Raw genomic sequence first — 14712 nt, forward strand, 5'->3', positions numbered from 1 at the left:
GTAAGGAGTATCGGCAATGCGTATCGTGATGATCGGATCGGGCTATGTGGGGCTCGTCTCGGGGGCGTGCTTCGCCGATTTCGGGCACCAGGTCACTTGCGTCGACAAGGACGAGAGCAAGATCGCGCGGCTGAACGCCGGGCAAATCCCGATCTACGAACCGGGGCTCGACGATCTCGTCGCGCGCAATGTCGCGGCGGGCCGCCTGTCCTTCTCGACCGAGCTGACCGCCCCCGTGGAGCAGGCCGACGTGATATTCATCGCAGTGGGCACGCCGTCGCGCCGTGGCGACGGGCATGCTGATCTTTCCTATGTTTATGCAGCGGCGGCCGAAATGGCGCCGTGCCTCAAGGGCTTCACCGTAGTGGTGACCAAGTCGACCGTCCCGGTCGGCACCGGCGACGAAGTCGAGCGGATCATCGGGGAGACCAACCCCGAGGCGCAGTTCACCGTGGCCTCGAACCCCGAATTCCTGCGCGAAGGCGCCGCGATCGAGGACTTCAAGCGCCCCGACCGCATCGTCATCGGCATCGAGGACGAGCGCGCCCGCCCGGTGATGGAGGAGGTCTATCGTCCGCTCTATCTGAACCAGGCACCGATCCTGTTCACTGGGCGGCGCACGAGCGAGCTCATCAAATATGCCGCGAACGCGTTCCTCGCGGTCAAGATCACCTTCATCAACGAAATCGCCGATCTCTGCGAAGCGGTGGGCGCCGACGTCCAGCAGGTCGCGCGCGGGATCGGGCTCGACAACCGCATCGGCGCGAAGTTCCTCCATGCCGGGCCAGGCTATGGCGGCTCGTGCTTCCCCAAGGACACGCTGGCCCTGGTCAAGACCGCCGAGGATTCGGGCACGCCCGTCCGCATCGTCGAGGCGACGGTGGCGGTCAACGACACGCGAAAGCGGGCGATGGGCCGCAAGATCATCACCGCGTGCGGCGGATCGGTGCGCGGCAAGAAAATCGCCGTGCTCGGCCTGACCTTCAAGCCGAACACCGACGACATGCGCGATGCGCCGAGCCTCGCGATCATCCAGGCACTCGAAGACAATGGCGCGAGCGTCAGTGCGTTCGATCCCGAAGGCATGGCGGCGGCGCGGCCGTTGCTGCCCAATGTCGAGTTCGCGACCTCGCCCTACGAGGCGGCCGACGGTGCCGCGGCATTGGTGATCGTCACCGAGTGGAATGCCTTCCGCGCGCTCGATCTCGAAGCGCTGCACGCGCGGATGGAGGGTGATGTGCTGGTCGATCTCCGCAACATCTACCGGCCCGAAACAGTGGAAGCCGCCGGCTTCACGTACACCGGCGTCGGGCGCGGGCTGGCAGTTGCACCCGAAGCACTCGCGATTGCAGCGGAGTAAATCAACTTACCGTTCAGCATCTTTTCGGCTTCAACTTAGCGCAAATGAGGCGAGTAACCTAGGTTACTCGCCTCTTTTATACTATATACCCCTGAGGCGGCACAGTTGTCGGTCGCCGACACCGGGGGTGTTACATGCGTATTAACTATCTGCGCCCGCTTTCGGGCGCCCTTTCTCTTTGCGTGCTCGCTTCGTGTGCGGGCGACGACTCCAGCTCTTCCCAACAAAAATCAGGTTCGGTCGTCATCGCGGCCACGCCGGACGCGACCACCGCCGTCGCAGCACTGCCGCAGACCGAGACCATGGCAGCGACTACCAACAGCTTCGCGAGCTTCAACTTCGCCAACGGCACGAACCTGCCGCCCAAGGCGACGCTGTCGATCGGTGCAGCGGTGTTCGAGCCGGGCGCATCGGTCGCCTATGTGCCGGTGACGCTCAACCAGCAGACGCCCAACACAGTCATCGCCCGCGTCATCACGGTCAACGGATCGGGCACCAACAGAGCGATTTCGGGCTACCAGTACAAGGCGACCGAGGATGTGGTGATCTTCCGTCCGGGCGATCCGCTGCGGAAGACGGTGTCGGTGCCGATCCTCGACGCGACCGACGGGCAGCAATTCTCGCTCAAGCTGCGCGAGGCGCCGTGGGGTGCGAACCAGGGCACCGCCAGCGCCACCGTAACGGCGGACGCCGGCGCCACCGCCACTGCCCCGGCGACATGGGGCTTCCGCAACCCGCGGACCTTCCGCACCTATGGCACGCTCCAATATGAGATGACCCAGAGCAGCATGCGCTGGTCCGACGCCGGCTGGTCGGGTGCGTGGTCGACCGCGCTCTCGCACGGCCGCGCCCAGCCCGCGAACGGCGAGACCGGCCTTTATCTGGACGAAAGTCTCTACCCATGGGTCGAGCCGCCGCTGCGCTATACCGACGAGGGGCTGGTATTCCACACCCAGAAGCTCTGGTCGCCGATCACCTATAACGGCACCGCCTATAATTACGGGTCGGTCGTGCTGAGCGGGCACAATACGCCCTCCACGCACCTCGGCTATGGCCAATATGAGTGGGTCGCCAAGATGCCGACCCGGCGCGGGTCATGGCCGGCCTTCTGGCTGATCTCGACTTCGGGCTGGCCGCCCGAGATCGATGTCTATGAAGGCTTCGGATATCAGAGCTACTGGGACTTCGACCGGCACATCTCGGCGACGATCCATGGCGGCAGCGGCGGGGTTCGCTCGTTCCAGCGCGGCACCAACATCCAGGCCGAGCAGGCCTATGGCATGTCGGGATTCTCGCAGGGCTTCCATCGCTATGCCGTCGATATCGGGCCCGAATACATCACTTGGTTCGTCGACGGGCTGGAGACTTATCAGAGCGTCAATCCGTTCCGCGGCTTCCGCTTCTATCCGATCATGGATGTCGCGGTGAAGACGACCTCCAGCTACGACGACGGTTCGGGCGACATGGTGGTCAAGAGCTTCCGCGCCTGGGCGAACTGAGCGGTGCGGGAGCGGCGTACAGCGCGTCGCTCCCGCCCGCCAGCGCATAGAGGCGGGCAAGCGCCTTGACCCATTGGCCGGCGATGTCGAGGCGGCGGTTGCGTTGCCATGCCAGCGCCGGCAATGCGGCGGTGCGCAGGCCGAGCAATGCGAGCGAGCGCACGCCCAGGCCGATGCGCCCGATCAGTCCGCGCTGCTTGCGGGCGACGCGGGTATCGGTGACGCCGATCCGCCACATCCGCCGGAGCACCCAGGCCCTGCGCGCGCGATCCGCACCGACCCACTCGGATACGCGCGCACCCGGCGCCCAGGCGAAAGTGAAGCCGATCGCCTTGAGACGGGTGAGAAAATCGAGATCCTCGCCACCGCTGCGATTGAAAGCGGGATCGAACCACGGCGCGCCCAGCGCTTCCAATGCGGGCCGCATCACCAGCAGGTTGTTGCTCGCATAGAGCATCTCGACAGGTCCCTCGGGGCGCTGCTCGGGGCGGAAGACGAGCGTCTGCTCGGCCCAGTCGGGCGCGCCTTCGGGGAAGATCGGGATCACCGGCCCGCCGACGACTGCGGCGTCGGCGCGCTGCTGGACGGTGAGCAATGCCGCCAGCCATTGCGGCTCGGGCCATTCGTCGTCATCGATCATCACCAGCCGCTGCATCCCCTCCATGGAGAGAGCATGCGCGACAATCGCATTGCGGACATGACAAAGCCCGGGTTCGGGCACGCGGATGACTTCGACCGGGATGGGGAAGCCCTTCTCCGCCATCGTGGCCGCAACCGCCGCCCCTTCCCCACCCGCATCATTGTCCGCGACGAGCAGCGCCGCGTCCTCGAGTCCGTCGAGCTTCGCGATCGCTTCGATCAAATGACGCAACTGGTCGGGGCGCCGGAAGGTCGGGATCGCGATGATCGTCGCGGCGCGCATGTCTATTCGGCGGCCTGCTGGAACGGCAGCGGCGGCCGGGGGACTACGCGGCGCTCGAGCTTCTTGATCGCGCGGTGGCCCGGCACTTCGATCAGCAGATAGCTCGCCCAGCAGACCAGCCAGGTCGCGATCAGCGTGCCGGCGTAGAACGCCCAGTCGAACCCGGCGAATCCATGGCGGTGGGCGATCCCCATGCCGCGCGCGAAGACGTCGCGGACCAGCGGGTGCCAGAGATAGATCGAATAGCTGATCAGCCCGAGATGGAATACCACCGGGTTCGCCAGTAGTGCCCGCGATGCACGGCCGTCATAGTAACAGGCGATCACGAGCAGCGGGAAACACAAAGCCGCCACGACATCGCCGCCGGGAATCAGCAATGCCGCGACGAGCAGCGCACAGCTCCCGAGAAAACCGTGTTCGCCGCCCAGCAAGCGCTCGCACAAAGGGTGCCGCGCGACGCGGAAGGCGACTACGCCCAGCGCGAAGCCGGCGAGACAACGCAGCACGGGCAGGACACTGTTGCCGTCATTGACGTCGAGCGGCCCGCGCGAACCGTGACCGAACACCGCGACGAGGATCAGTAGCGCCACCGCACCGGCGACCTGCAGCCACACTGCACGGGAGAAAGCGAGGAGCGCGATTAGCGGGAACAGCAGATAGGCGACCAGCTCGGTGCTCACCGACCAGCTGTTGCCGGCAAGCGCCTGTGTTCCCCACCCCCAGCTCTGGATCATCAGCACGTTGGTAATGATGTTGGCGGGCGTCAGCGCCACGGGCTGATCGCCCGAGACGTTGACGAGGATGCGGGCGAGGAACACCAGGGCGACGACGAAATGGAGCGGCCAGACGCGCGCTATCCGGTTGAGCAGGAAGTCGCCATAGCTGGCCGCACTCGGGCGCTTCACCACGCGCTCGTAATAGCCGATCGAGATGACGAAGCCGCTGAGCACGAAGAACAAGTCGACCGCCAGATAGGCGCGCGAGAACAGCCCGATCGCATAGTCCTGAAAGGCGGGCGAATGCGGGATATGGTACAGCAGCACCGCCACCGCAGCGAGGCCGCGCAGGCCGGTCAGGGACGCGATTCTCATGCGGGCACTCCGTGTGTCTCGATACTCGCCCGGCGCGGCGGCGCAGCGTCGAACGCAGCCGCCATCTCCGCCCAGAGCCGCTTGCGGCGGAGGTTTTCGTCGAGCGGCAGGACGCGTGACTTCTGCCCGTCGGGCCAGCGATAGTCGGGATAGGTCGATAGCCACGAATAACGGTCCGACAGCCCCCAACTGAGCACCGATCCCATCACGGGGCTGTCGAGCGCCACGTCGAGGAAGGCGCGGCCGACCGCGGCTATCTGGGCGTCGCGCTGCGTAATGTCGGCGGGACCGCCGCGATCCGCGAGGTCGAACTCGGTGATGGCGATAGCGAGCCCCATGCCACGGACCTGATCGAGGAAGTCGGCGAAGATGCGCTCGTCAAACGGCTCGCGATACGGCTTGAGATGGCCCTGCACGCCCAGCGCGTCGATCGGCACGCCGCGCGACAGGGCGCCTTCGAGTAGCCGCAGGATTGCGTCGCGGCGGGCGGCGCAGCGGCGCGAATTGTGCTCGAGCCCGAAATCGGTGAGGAACAGCTTCGCCTTGGGATCGGCCTCGCGGGCGATGTGGAAGGCCGTGTCGATATAACGGTCGCCGAATGCCTGTTCCCAGATACTCTTGGCGCGCATCCCGTCGGGCCGGCCCTGATTGGGCTCGACCGGCTCGTTGACCACGTCCCATTCGGTGATGCGTCCGGCATAGCGTCGCATCGCCGTCTGGATATAGCCGCCAAGGAGTTCCTCGCGGCCGCGCGGGCTGGCGCCGGGCAATGCCGCCTCGAGCCAGGGCGGGTTCGCCGCGTACCAGACCAAAGTATGCCCACGCGCGCCGAGGCCGTTTTTCTGGGCGAAATCGATCAATTTGTCGGCGCCGCTGAAGTCGTATGTGCCTTGCTTCGCCTGGGTGACATGGCGCTTGAGCTCATATTCCTCGACGATCACCCCCGCCTCGCGCAGCACCGCGGCAGTGAAATCCGGATCCTTGGCGATCTGGCTCGACTTGATCGCGCAGCCGAAGCGCCGCCCGCTCTTGCGGGCATGGGTATCGAGGCCGGGTCCGCTGATATCAGGCTCCGGCGGCACGAAAGGCACCGCGCTGGTGGCGAGCGGGACGCTGCAGGCGGCCGCGGCCCCGGCGATGAAGGTACGCCGCTTCATATCCGGGCGCCCCGCACCCGGCTGGTCAATGCGATCCATCGATCTGCCGCTTTTCGATAAACATCATCAGGGATAATGATTTGCAATAGCACAATGGCAGCGACGCGCGGGCGGAAGGCGCCATGGCGCAGGGCATCGAAATAATAAAGCAGCGCCGTGCGCCGGCTGGTCGGCCAGACGCTCTTTGCGGCATGCCAGCCCATATAGGCCGAATAAGCGCGCGCCGAGATGTGCGGGCGCAGATCCTTGAGCCAGGCGAGGTTGCCGATATTGGCGCGCACCTGCGACAGGCGGTTCTCGGTCTTGCGATCGGCCCACACCACCGTCGCACGCTGCGCCATCAGGAATCGCGCGCCGGCCAGCGACAGCCGCACCGCGAAATCGGTATCGTCGCCGAAACCGACATCCTCCCGATAGCGCACCGTGTTCGCCAGCGTCCGGCGCAGCGCGAGGCTGCTGGTCTGGATGAAGCCGCGCTCGCACATCAGATACCGATCGACGGTCTCGCCGCTCAATATCTCGCGATAGGGCTTGAGGAAGTGCCGTCCCGAACCGCGATCGACCACCACGCGGCAATAAGCCACGACATCGTCGCCCTGCGCGAGCAATGGCAACAGATCGGCGAGGTGATCGGGGAAGAAGCGATCATCCGAATCGAGGAAGGCGACATAGCGGCCGCGCGCATAATCGATGCCGCGATTGCGCGCCGCCGCCGCCCCGGCATTGGCCTGGACGATGACATGGAGGCGCTCGTCGCCGATCGCGGCGACTGCGCTGGCAGTGCCGTCGGTCGAGCCGTCGTCGACGACGATAACCTCGATGTCGCGGACATTCTGATCGAGCGCGGACTGCACCGCCTCGACCACGGCGTCGCGCCGATTGAAGGTGGGGATCACGACCGTGAATAACGGTCCCTCCGTTGCGCTTGCCCCGGTTGACTGAAGCTGGCTAGCCGCGTCCATTCACTTGCCCGCCTTGCCAGCCAGCGCTTCGGGCTTGCCGAAACGATGGACGAACTGGTTCACCAGCGAGCGGTAGAAGGATTTGGGCAGATAGGAGCGGAGCAACTGGCGCGCGAGGATGCGCGCCGGCACGCGCCCGTAGAACAGGCCGCGCACGAGCTCGGGGATCGTCGCGAGCGGGCGGACCGGCGCCATGTGATAGGCGAGCACCGTCGCGCGATAGCCGTGCCGCGCCCGGCTGGTGAGCAAATGCCCGCAGCGATCGAGCCAGTCGAGCGAGGTCTCGTAGCCGCGGACATAGGAAGTCCGCCCCACTTCGGTCGCGTCGAGCCAGATGGTGAGCGGCTGCTCGATCATCCGGAAGCGTCCGCCGGCGACTTGCAGCCGCACGGCGAAATCCAGGTCCTGCCCTTTTTGAGCGCTGGATCGAAACGCACCCGCTTGGCGAGCGCGGCGGGCACAACCAGGGTCGAAGTCTGCATGAACTGGTTGGCGCAGAACAGATACTCGCCGACATCCTCATCCTCGCGAATCCCCCGCTCGGGCCGGACCCAGTATCGGTCAACTCCGCGATCGACCTGCATCTGCGAGTAGAGGACCGTATCGCCCTCGTCGGGCAAAGCCGCCGCCATGATCGAGAGCTTGCCCGGCAGGAATTGATCGTCGGAATCGAGGAAGGCGATGTAGCGCCCACGCGCCTCCTCGATCCCACGGTTGCGCGCCGCGCCGCCGCCGGCATTGTCCTGGCGGACATAGCGGATGCGCGGATCGCCGATCGCGGCCACCACCGGCTCGGGATCGTCCTTCGATCCGTCGTCGACGACGATGATCTCGAAATCGCCGAAATCCTGGTCGAGCACCGAGCGGATCGTCGTGGTGACGATCTCCGCCCGATTGTAGAGCGGGATCACCACCGAGAAGGTGGGCTGGCCGGTGTCGTTCCTCATGCGCCGTGCACCTTGCGATATTCTTCGTAGTGATTGCCGGTGAGCGCGGCGATCTTGCCCGCCGCCCGATAGAGCTTGCCGAGCCGCTCGACCCGTTTGCCGGGATCGAACGTCAGCGCACCGAGCGAGCCGATCACGAAGCCGCCGACGATGCGCGGCACCTCGGCGGTCGCCACCTTGAACGGCGTGCTGTGAGTCAGCGCAGTGATCGTATCGGTCATCCCGATCCGGTAGCCGCGCATCAGCAGCCATTTGGTCGTGATGCGGCTCGCCGGGACCAGTTCGGTGACCCGCGCGTCGTCGGCCCAGGCGAAGCGCCGCCCGCCGCGCTGCATCCGGGTGAAGAGTTCCTTGTCGGATCCGCCGGTGAGCGCCATCGATTCGTCGAATGGGGTATCGCCGAGCGCACGCAACGCCTCGGCCGCGATCAGCACATTGGCCGTACTGTCGACCAGATCGACCACGCCCGACGCGCCGCGCAGCTTCGGCCGGAGGATCGGATGCTCCATCATCCAGGACGGCACGTCGCCTTCCATCTCGCGCAGCACCCCCGCCGACCACATCGGCGCGCGTCGCGGCCTGACAGGCCAGCATCGCATGGAGCCAGTGCGGATCGGCGGCTTCGTCATCGTCGAGCATCGCGACGAAGCGGATATCGGGCAGCCGCAGCGCCGCCGCGACCAATGCGTTGCGGACCTGCGGGATGCCGGGTTCGGCAACCGTGAGCAGCTCGAGCGGCCAGCGATAACCCTCCGCCCGCAGTGCCTCCGCTGCGGCGATGCCCTCCTGCTTCTCCGCGTCGTTATCCGCGACGATCACTGTCACTGCGCGCTCGGTCTGCAGCGCGGCAAGCGAGCGGAGCGTACGGGTGATCCTCTCGGCCGCTGGCGCGTGGCAATGCAGATGGCGATTTCGGTCATGCAGGGGCTCCGGTGGCAAGGGTGCGCGCGCGCTGGCGGTGCCAGCGCGGCCGCTCGACCGCCTTGAACGAGGCGTGCGCGATGGCGATGGACGAGAGGAAGATCACCCAGACCTGGCGATCCTTGTCGAAGAACGAGGTCTCGAGCAGGTTCTGGTAGAGCACGAAGCTCCAGATCGCGAAGGCACTGGCCATCAGCGTGGCGTTCTGCTTCGTGGTGCCGGTCAGGAACCAATAAGACGGCAGCACCACGAACGAGAGAAGCAGCAGCACCAGCCCGACCGGGCCGGTGGTGACGAGGATCTCGAGATAGCCGTTGTGCGAATGCGCGGTGAGCAGCTGGAATTGCTGGTTGAGATACTGGTGCGCGGGCGAGAGATCGCCCACCTGCCAGAAGCCGCCGAAGCCGGCGCCGAGCCAGGGATGATCGGCGAGATAATCGACCGCGACCTTCCAGATCGAGACACGGCCGGTGAACGCAGTCGGATCGGCGAACCAGCGCTCGATCAGCGGCTGGAAGGCGATGTAGAGCCCGAGGAACAGCAGCATGCCGACCCCGACGAGCAGCAACAACACCGCCCGCTTGGCGACCGACTGGCTGAGCATTCGATAGACCGAACTCACCGCGAGGATCGCGAAACACAGAGCGAGCGAGGTCTTACTCTTCGTGCCGACCACGAAGACGAACGCCATCACCGAGAACAGCGCATAATACCATTTTTTGGACGTGAAATAGGCGTGGGCGGTGACCACGAAGGTAAGCGCCATCACTGCGCCGGCGATGTTCTTGTGGAAGAAGAAGCCGCGCCACGCGCCGATCAGCGCCTTGTCACTTTCCGTCGGCGGATGGACCGCATTGGGCGTGATCGGCAGCGATATCCAGCAGATCAGCAGCGACGTGACCAGCGCCGCCACCAGCGTACGGTAGATCCGCTCGGGCCCCAGCAAAGCGAGCGAGACGAAGGTGATGTAGATCACGATCACCTGCTGCATCGCCCGCTTGAACGAGACGAAGGGATCGACGCCCCACGAGCAGCTGATCAGAAACCAGGCTAGCATCAGCAGCAGCGGCCAATAGGTAAAGCGATATTGCGGTTTGTAGCGCCGCACGAGCTCGAGCAGCGTCAGCAACAGCGCAAAGCCGATGAAGAATGCCTGTTTGAACGGATCCGACCCGTCATTGTTCTCCGCCATCGCGACCAATTGCTCCTGGTTGCGCGACGAGAAGGGCTGCTGGCCGATGAAGATCAGCATCAGGAAGACGAAATAGACGAACTGCGCGATCGGGATCAGCGCTTCGGCACGCGCCGGCGCGGCGCCGCCGGAGCGATGCGGCGCGCGGCCGCGATACCAGGGAAGCGCGAGGCTCATTCCGCCGCCTCGCGCTGCGTGCGCCGCCAGTCATGGTCGAGGCGCCAGATGCCGAGCATCATCACGAGTTGCGCCAGCACGACGCCGGCGATCGTATAGACCGACGGTGCGAGGAAGGTGGTCGCAACCACTGCAACGACGCCGACGATGCAGCTCCGCACGCTGGTCGCCGCGAGCGGCCGGAACGCGCCGCGCGCCTGGGTGAGCACGCTCATCGGCGCCTGCAGGCATTGGACCAGCGACAAGGCGGCGCACAGCCCGACCGCGATCATCACCGTCTCCACCGACAGGGTCGGCTTGATGATCACCTGCGGAACGAGCCAGAGGATCAGCGCCGCAGTCATCGCCGTCGCGACCCAGATCACCACCAAAGCGGCCATGAAGGCGCGTACCGATCCGCGCGCCGATCGCTCATCGCCCTGCCCCACTGCGCGCGCCATGCGCGGGCGCTCGAGCTGGGTTAGCGCAGTGATGCAGACATTGACCGGGCGGAAGAACAGCATGCCGACTGCGATCGGCGCGAACGCCGCGGGGCCGGCGAACAAGGTGACGATATAGCTGTGCGCGTTCGACGTCGCTTCGGTGGTGATCACGCCGATCAGCGTCCATGCCGATTGTCGCTTCCACACCGGGCGATAGTCGGCAAAGGCGCGGCCGAGCTTCGTCGGACGGTGCCGGAACAGGAATCCCGCGCCGAAGGGTATCAGAGCGAGTAGCCCGGCACCGGCAATCACTGCTCCGAACAGCTCGAGCCGCGCGCCGACCGCGAGCGTCGCGGCCACGCCGGCGACGACAAGCACCGCATAGACCAGGTCCGAAACCGCGGCGCCGCTCGGCTTGTGATGCGCATAGGAAATGGCGCGCCCGAACCAGCGGAGCAGCGAGAATACACCGGCCAGTCCGAACGCAGCGGCGGCCCAGGGGCCCGCCATGATCCAGCCGATCGCGGCGCAGAGCAGCCCCTGCGACAGGGCAAGCAGCAGGTTCATCGGGAAGAAGAAGTCGAAGCCTTCGTCGGCCCCGTCCTCGCGCTGGTTCACCGCGATTGCATAGGGCGTCGAAACGAGCGCGTTCGACAGGCCATAGCCGAACTGGATGATCACCAGCAGGAAAGCCAGCGTACCGATCTCGCTCGCCTCCAGCCGGCGTACCGATACGAGCTGGACGAGCAAATGGCTGACCGACACCGCGGCCGACGACATGCTCGCCAGCCCGAACCGCGCCAATGTCGCGCGGATCGGCTTCTTTCCGGGAGGCAAGGCGGCCGCCTCAGCCATTCCGGTGCTTCCAGATCAGGTACAGCGCATGCGGATTGGTGGTGAGATAGCGCCACGCCAGATGCCGCGGATTGGTCGCCATGCGGTGAAGCCATTCGAGTCCGGCTTGCTGCATCCACATCGGCGCGCGCGGATAATCGCCGGTGATGTAGTTGAACAGGCCGCCGCAACTGACGATCCAGCCGGCCCTGATCCGATCGCGGTTGCGCACGCAGAACGCCTGCTCGCGCGGCTTGCCGGTGCCGACCCAGAGGACGTCGGGCGCGGCGGCATTGATCGTGTCGATCACCGCGTCTTCCTCATCGGCTTTCCAGAAGCCGTTGCGGCGCCCCGCCAGTTCCAGACCCGGCGTGTCCGCGCAGATCTTGTCGGCGCAATCCTTGTTCACCTGTTCGGTGCCGCCGAGCAGATAATAACGCACCTTGCCCGCCGCGGCGCCGGGCAAGCTGTCGATGAACATATCCGTGGTGCTCGATCGATCGGCGATCTGGGGGCCACCCAGCCAGTGCGACGCCTTGACGATAACCTGCCCATCGGCGTGGATCAGATCGGCCTGCGCGAGATCCTTCGCGAAGGCCTTGTCAGTGGCGTTGAGCGACAGGCCATGGCCGTTGCAGTCGAACACCAACAAGGGCTGTTCTCCCGCGGCGAGCCGCAGCGGCGCATCGCGCAGCATCCGTTCGATCAGCGCACGGAGCGACAGCGTCGACACCGGCACACCGCCTACCCAGGCGGTCTCCGAATGTCCGCTGCCGCCCGCGCCGCTCCCGCTCAAGGGCAATTCGAGGGTGGCGTTTCCGTGCATCGCGCGCCTCTCAGCTCACCACCGAACCGGCGATCGGGATGCGATGCCGGTCGAGATCGTCGATGACGCGGCGAATTTCGGCGACGGGCGTGACGCCCCGCCGCGCGACGACCACGACCGCGTCGAACTTTTCGAGCATGTTGCCGAACGCGGTTCCTCCGCGCGGCCGCTCGGCGAGGAAGGCGAGCAGATTGGCGTCGGGCAGGTTCCAGCCTTCCGCCGCTTCGGCCAGCGAGCCTTTCTCGACCAGAGTCGCCGCACCGCCTGCCGCCTGACCGGCGGGCATCAGCCACAGCCGGTCGATCGCGGTCTGGAGTACCGGCAAGCGCAGCGCCATGCCGCCCAGCTGCTCGGCGAGCCCGATGCGGTTGGGCAGCCGCAGCAGCCGATCGAGCGACGGCCGGTCGATATCGGCGTCGACGACGATCGTCGGCCCGTCCATCTGCGCCATCACCGTCGCGAGATTGGCGGCGAGGATCGACGCCTCGTCGCCTCCCTGCAGCGACAGGATCGCGAGCCGCAGCCTGCCGTCCGCCCCGCTCGCCTCGCGCGCCGTTGCGAGCAGCTTGGCGCGGACCTTGCGGACCTTGGCGACATAGGGATCGTCGGCATCGAACGCCGCGGTGACCAGTGGATCGACGCGATCGTCGCTCCTGTCGAGCAGCGCGAGACCGCCCTGCGCCGGCGCTTCGGCATCACTCGCCGGATGGACCGTCGCCTCGGCGAAAAGCGGGTTTGCGCCCGCAGTGGAACGGAGCCTCATGCAACCTCCTGACGTGGCATGAATAGACCCTCGACGGGCCGTGATTTGGGGGAGAGATCGGCGATGACCTCGACTTCGGTGGAAGCCGCGAGGCCGTTCACCGTGCGGACGCGCGGACGCAGGATTTCGCTCAGCACCACCACGGCGACACCTGCGAACAGCCCCAGCGCGATCCCCGCGGCGAACCACAAGAGCAGGCTCGGGCGCGCCGGGAACAACGGCACCGACGCCTGATCGAGCGAGCTCGCATTGGGCTGCGAGATCTGGCTCTTGAGCGCGGCTTCGTTGAAGCGCTGGCGGACCGTGTCATAGGTCTGGCGCGCCGCCTCGACATCGCGCTGCATCACCATCAACTGGTCCTGCACGCCCGACATCCGGATCATGCGATCCTCCTGCGCCGCCATCTCGCCGCGCAGTTCCGCCTCGCGCCGGCTCGCGGCGCCGCTGTTGGCGGTCATCGACGATGCCTGAACCCCGCGCGCTTCGCTGAGATGGCCCTGAAGCTCGCTCAATTGCGCCTTGGCAGCGGTCATCTGCGGATGGTTCGGGCCCAGCGACTTGCCGAGCTCGGCCACCTTGGCCGCCTGCGTGGCGATCGCTTCCTGGATGTTCTGGACGACCAGCGACGTCGCCACTTCGGGCACCGCGCCCGAACCTGATTTGGAATGCGCCGCGGCGGCATCGGCCTGCGCCTGGACGAGATAGGCCGAGAGGTTCTTCAGCTTCTCGGCCTCGAGATCCATGCGGTTCATGCCGATGATGTCGTGCGCGCGCTGGAAGTCGGAGAGCTTCTTCTGCGCGATTTCGTAGCGGCGGCGGACATCGGCGGTGCGCGCCTCGAACCATTCCGCCGAACCCTGCGCTGCCGAAGCACGCAGGCTCACCTGCTCGCGCATGTAGATCTGCGCGGTGAGGTTCGCGACCCGCGCGGCGACCGCCGGATCGGGATCGAGGAACTGGATCTGGAGGACATTGCTCTGCCGCCCCGTCGTGACCGTGAGCCCGGCGCGCACGCGTGCCGCCGCCTGCTGGAGACGCGCTTCGGGGGAAGATCGGCGGGAACCTGATCGACGAAGCCCGCGGCCTTGGCGACAGCGTCGGTCACCTTGGCGCTCTTGATCAGATCGACCTGCGTCGCGATGATCGAGTCGGTCTCCACGCGCCCCTGCTGCTGCTGGGTGCTGCTGTCGGTGGGATCCGTCTGCGACAGATCGAGGAGCAGCGACGAGGTCCCCAGATATTGGCGCGGCTGCACCAGTGCGATGCCCGCGGTGACCGCGAACAACACGCCGGCGATCGCCGCGACCAGAAGCCAGCGCGCCTTGAGCGCCTCGAGCAGATCGGCTGCCTTGATCGTCATAGCCCGACTCCTGGAGAAGCTCACGCGCGTCGAGCGTTTCACGATCCGACGTCGCAGCCTCGCGCGGCCGAGACGCGGTGCCGTTCGCCATCAGCACGAGGAATTGCGGCGACAGCGAATCCGCGAACTGCAGCTCGCCGGGCATGCCGTCCTCGCTCAGCGCCGGAGCGATCAGCCCGATCGTGCGATCGACAGCCGTCGGGCCGCCCAATTCCTCGCCGAATAGATCGGTGCCCGCTGCGGCCACCCGTTCGAAAGTGAGCACCGGCGCGTGCGCCG

General features: G+C 66.2%; 15 protein-coding genes and 1 pseudogene. 2 read left to right on the forward strand and 14 right to left on the reverse strand.

Going from position 1 to position 14712, the window contains the following annotated elements; translation table 11 throughout:
- Positions 1-16 precede the first annotated feature (16 nt).
- Positions 17-1360, forward strand: coding sequence for a UDP-glucose dehydrogenase family protein (locus tag PIB19_RS08175; RefSeq protein ID WP_271240390.1), 1344 nt, complete (start codon positions 17-19; stop codon positions 1358-1360).
- Positions 1361-1662: 302 nt separating this feature from the next.
- A complete protein-coding gene (locus tag PIB19_RS08180; RefSeq protein ID WP_271240391.1) occupies positions 1663-2859 on the forward strand; it encodes a glycoside hydrolase family 16 protein in 1197 nt (398 codons plus the stop codon).
- On the opposite strand, the gene PIB19_RS08185 is transcribed toward PIB19_RS08180, so the two are convergent.
- From PIB19_RS08185 to PIB19_RS08250, 14 genes and pseudogenes are all read right to left on the reverse strand, one after another.
- On the reverse strand, positions 2831-3781 hold the full coding sequence (locus PIB19_RS08185) for a glycosyltransferase family 2 protein (RefSeq protein ID WP_271240392.1): 951 nt from the start codon (positions 3779-3781) through the stop codon (positions 2831-2833). The genes PIB19_RS08180 and PIB19_RS08185 overlap by 29 nt on opposite strands.
- A 2-nt stretch (positions 3782-3783) precedes the next feature.
- Positions 3784-4872, reverse strand: coding sequence for an acyltransferase family protein (locus PIB19_RS08190; protein ID WP_271240393.1), 1089 nt, complete (start codon positions 4870-4872; stop codon positions 3784-3786).
- Positions 4869-6029 carry an endo-1,4-beta-xylanase gene (locus tag PIB19_RS08195; protein WP_271240394.1) on the reverse strand — a complete coding sequence of 387 codons (1161 nt, stop codon included), beginning with the start codon at positions 6027-6029 and terminating at the stop codon, positions 4869-4871. Before PIB19_RS08195 ends, PIB19_RS08190 begins: the two co-directional genes overlap by 4 nt.
- Positions 6026-6925 carry a glycosyltransferase family 2 protein gene (locus tag PIB19_RS08200; protein WP_271240395.1) on the reverse strand — a complete coding sequence of 300 codons (900 nt, stop codon included), beginning with the start codon at positions 6923-6925 and terminating at the stop codon, positions 6026-6028. The genes PIB19_RS08195 and PIB19_RS08200 overlap by 4 nt, the downstream gene beginning before the upstream one ends.
- Before the next feature lie 66 nt (positions 6926-6991).
- The gene (locus tag PIB19_RS08205) at positions 6992-7381 is read right to left on the reverse strand and encodes a hypothetical protein (protein WP_271240396.1); all 390 of its coding nucleotides are present in this window, start codon (positions 7379-7381) and stop codon (positions 6992-6994) included.
- Positions 7345-7938 (reverse strand): glycosyltransferase family 2 protein, encoded by a 594-nt coding sequence (locus PIB19_RS08210; RefSeq protein WP_271240945.1) that lies wholly within the window; start codon positions 7936-7938, stop codon positions 7345-7347. The genes PIB19_RS08205 and PIB19_RS08210 overlap by 37 nt, the downstream gene beginning before the upstream one ends.
- A complete protein-coding gene (locus tag PIB19_RS08215; protein ID WP_271241080.1) occupies positions 7935-8501 on the reverse strand; it encodes a hypothetical protein in 567 nt (188 codons plus the stop codon). The genes PIB19_RS08210 and PIB19_RS08215 overlap by 4 nt, the downstream gene beginning before the upstream one ends.
- Positions 8502-8538: 37 nt before the next feature.
- Positions 8539-8763: pseudogene (locus PIB19_RS08220) on the reverse strand (glycosyltransferase family 2 protein); the annotation flags it as partial.
- A 91-nt stretch (positions 8764-8854) separates the two neighbouring features.
- The gene (locus PIB19_RS08225) at positions 8855-10228 is read right to left on the reverse strand and encodes an O-antigen ligase family protein (protein ID WP_271240397.1); all 1374 of its coding nucleotides are present in this window, start codon (positions 10226-10228) and stop codon (positions 8855-8857) included.
- Positions 10225-11505 carry a polysaccharide biosynthesis protein gene (locus tag PIB19_RS08230; protein WP_271240398.1) on the reverse strand — a complete coding sequence of 427 codons (1281 nt, stop codon included), beginning with the start codon at positions 11503-11505 and terminating at the stop codon, positions 10225-10227. The genes PIB19_RS08225 and PIB19_RS08230 overlap by 4 nt, the downstream gene beginning before the upstream one ends.
- On the reverse strand, positions 11498-12310 hold the full coding sequence (locus PIB19_RS08235) for a WecB/TagA/CpsF family glycosyltransferase (RefSeq protein ID WP_271240399.1): 813 nt from the start codon (positions 12308-12310) through the stop codon (positions 11498-11500). The genes PIB19_RS08230 and PIB19_RS08235 overlap by 8 nt, the downstream gene beginning before the upstream one ends.
- 10 nt (positions 12311-12320) lie before the next feature.
- A complete protein-coding gene (locus PIB19_RS08240; RefSeq protein WP_271240400.1) occupies positions 12321-13073 on the reverse strand; it encodes a capsular biosynthesis protein in 753 nt (250 codons plus the stop codon).
- Positions 13070-13969, reverse strand: coding sequence for a GNVR domain-containing protein (locus tag PIB19_RS22960; RefSeq protein ID WP_336297325.1), 900 nt, complete (start codon positions 13967-13969; stop codon positions 13070-13072). Before PIB19_RS22960 ends, PIB19_RS08240 begins: the two co-directional genes overlap by 4 nt.
- Complete coding sequence (locus tag PIB19_RS08250; RefSeq protein ID WP_271240401.1) at positions 13954-14433, reverse strand: hypothetical protein; 480 nt, start codon at positions 14431-14433, stop codon at positions 13954-13956. The genes PIB19_RS22960 and PIB19_RS08250 overlap by 16 nt, the downstream gene beginning before the upstream one ends.
- Positions 14434-14712 lie beyond the last annotated feature (279 nt).

Source organism: Sphingomonas sp. 7/4-4 (assembly GCF_027941955.1).
GTDB lineage: Bacteria > Pseudomonadota > Alphaproteobacteria > Sphingomonadales > Sphingomonadaceae > Sphingomonas.

Bases quoted from the DNA above. Each gene is read 5' to 3' on its own strand.
- PIB19_RS08175 (WP_271240390.1), top strand. From the start codon at position 17: ATGCGTATCGTGATGATCGGATCGGGCTATGTGGGGCTCGTCTCGGGG.
- PIB19_RS08180 (WP_271240391.1), top strand. From the start codon at position 1,663: ATGGCAGCGACTACCAACAGCTTCGCGAGCTTCAACTTCGCCAACGGC.
- PIB19_RS08185 (WP_271240392.1), bottom strand. From the start codon at position 3,781: ATGCGCGCCGCGACGATCATCGCGATCCCGACCTTCCGGCGCCCCGAC.
- PIB19_RS08190 (WP_271240393.1), bottom strand. From the start codon at position 4,872: ATGAGAATCGCGTCCCTGACCGGCCTGCGCGGCCTCGCTGCGGTGGCG.
- PIB19_RS08195 (WP_271240394.1), bottom strand. From the start codon at position 6,029: ATGAAGCGGCGTACCTTCATCGCCGGGGCCGCGGCCGCCTGCAGCGTC.
- PIB19_RS08210 (WP_271240945.1), bottom strand. From the start codon at position 7,938: ATGAGGAACGACACCGGCCAGCCCACCTTCTCGGTGGTGATCCCGCTC.
- PIB19_RS08215 (WP_271241080.1), bottom strand. From the start codon at position 8,501: ATGTGGTCGGCGGGGGTGCTGCGCGAGATGGAAGGCGACGTGCCGTCC.
- PIB19_RS08225 (WP_271240397.1), bottom strand. From the start codon at position 10,228: ATGAGCCTCGCGCTTCCCTGGTATCGCGGCCGCGCGCCGCATCGCTCC.
- PIB19_RS08230 (WP_271240398.1), bottom strand. From the start codon at position 11,505: ATGGCTGAGGCGGCCGCCTTGCCTCCCGGAAAGAAGCCGATCCGCGCG.
- PIB19_RS08235 (WP_271240399.1), bottom strand. From the start codon at position 12,310: ATGCACGGAAACGCCACCCTCGAATTGCCCTTGAGCGGGAGCGGCGCG.
- PIB19_RS08240 (WP_271240400.1), bottom strand. From the start codon at position 13,073: ATGAGGCTCCGTTCCACTGCGGGCGCAAACCCGCTTTTCGCCGAGGCG.
- PIB19_RS22960 (WP_336297325.1), bottom strand. From the start codon at position 13,969: ATGCGCGAGCAGGTGAGCCTGCGTGCTTCGGCAGCGCAGGGTTCGGCG.
- PIB19_RS08250 (WP_271240401.1), bottom strand. From the start codon at position 14,433: ATGACGATCAAGGCAGCCGATCTGCTCGAGGCGCTCAAGGCGCGCTGG.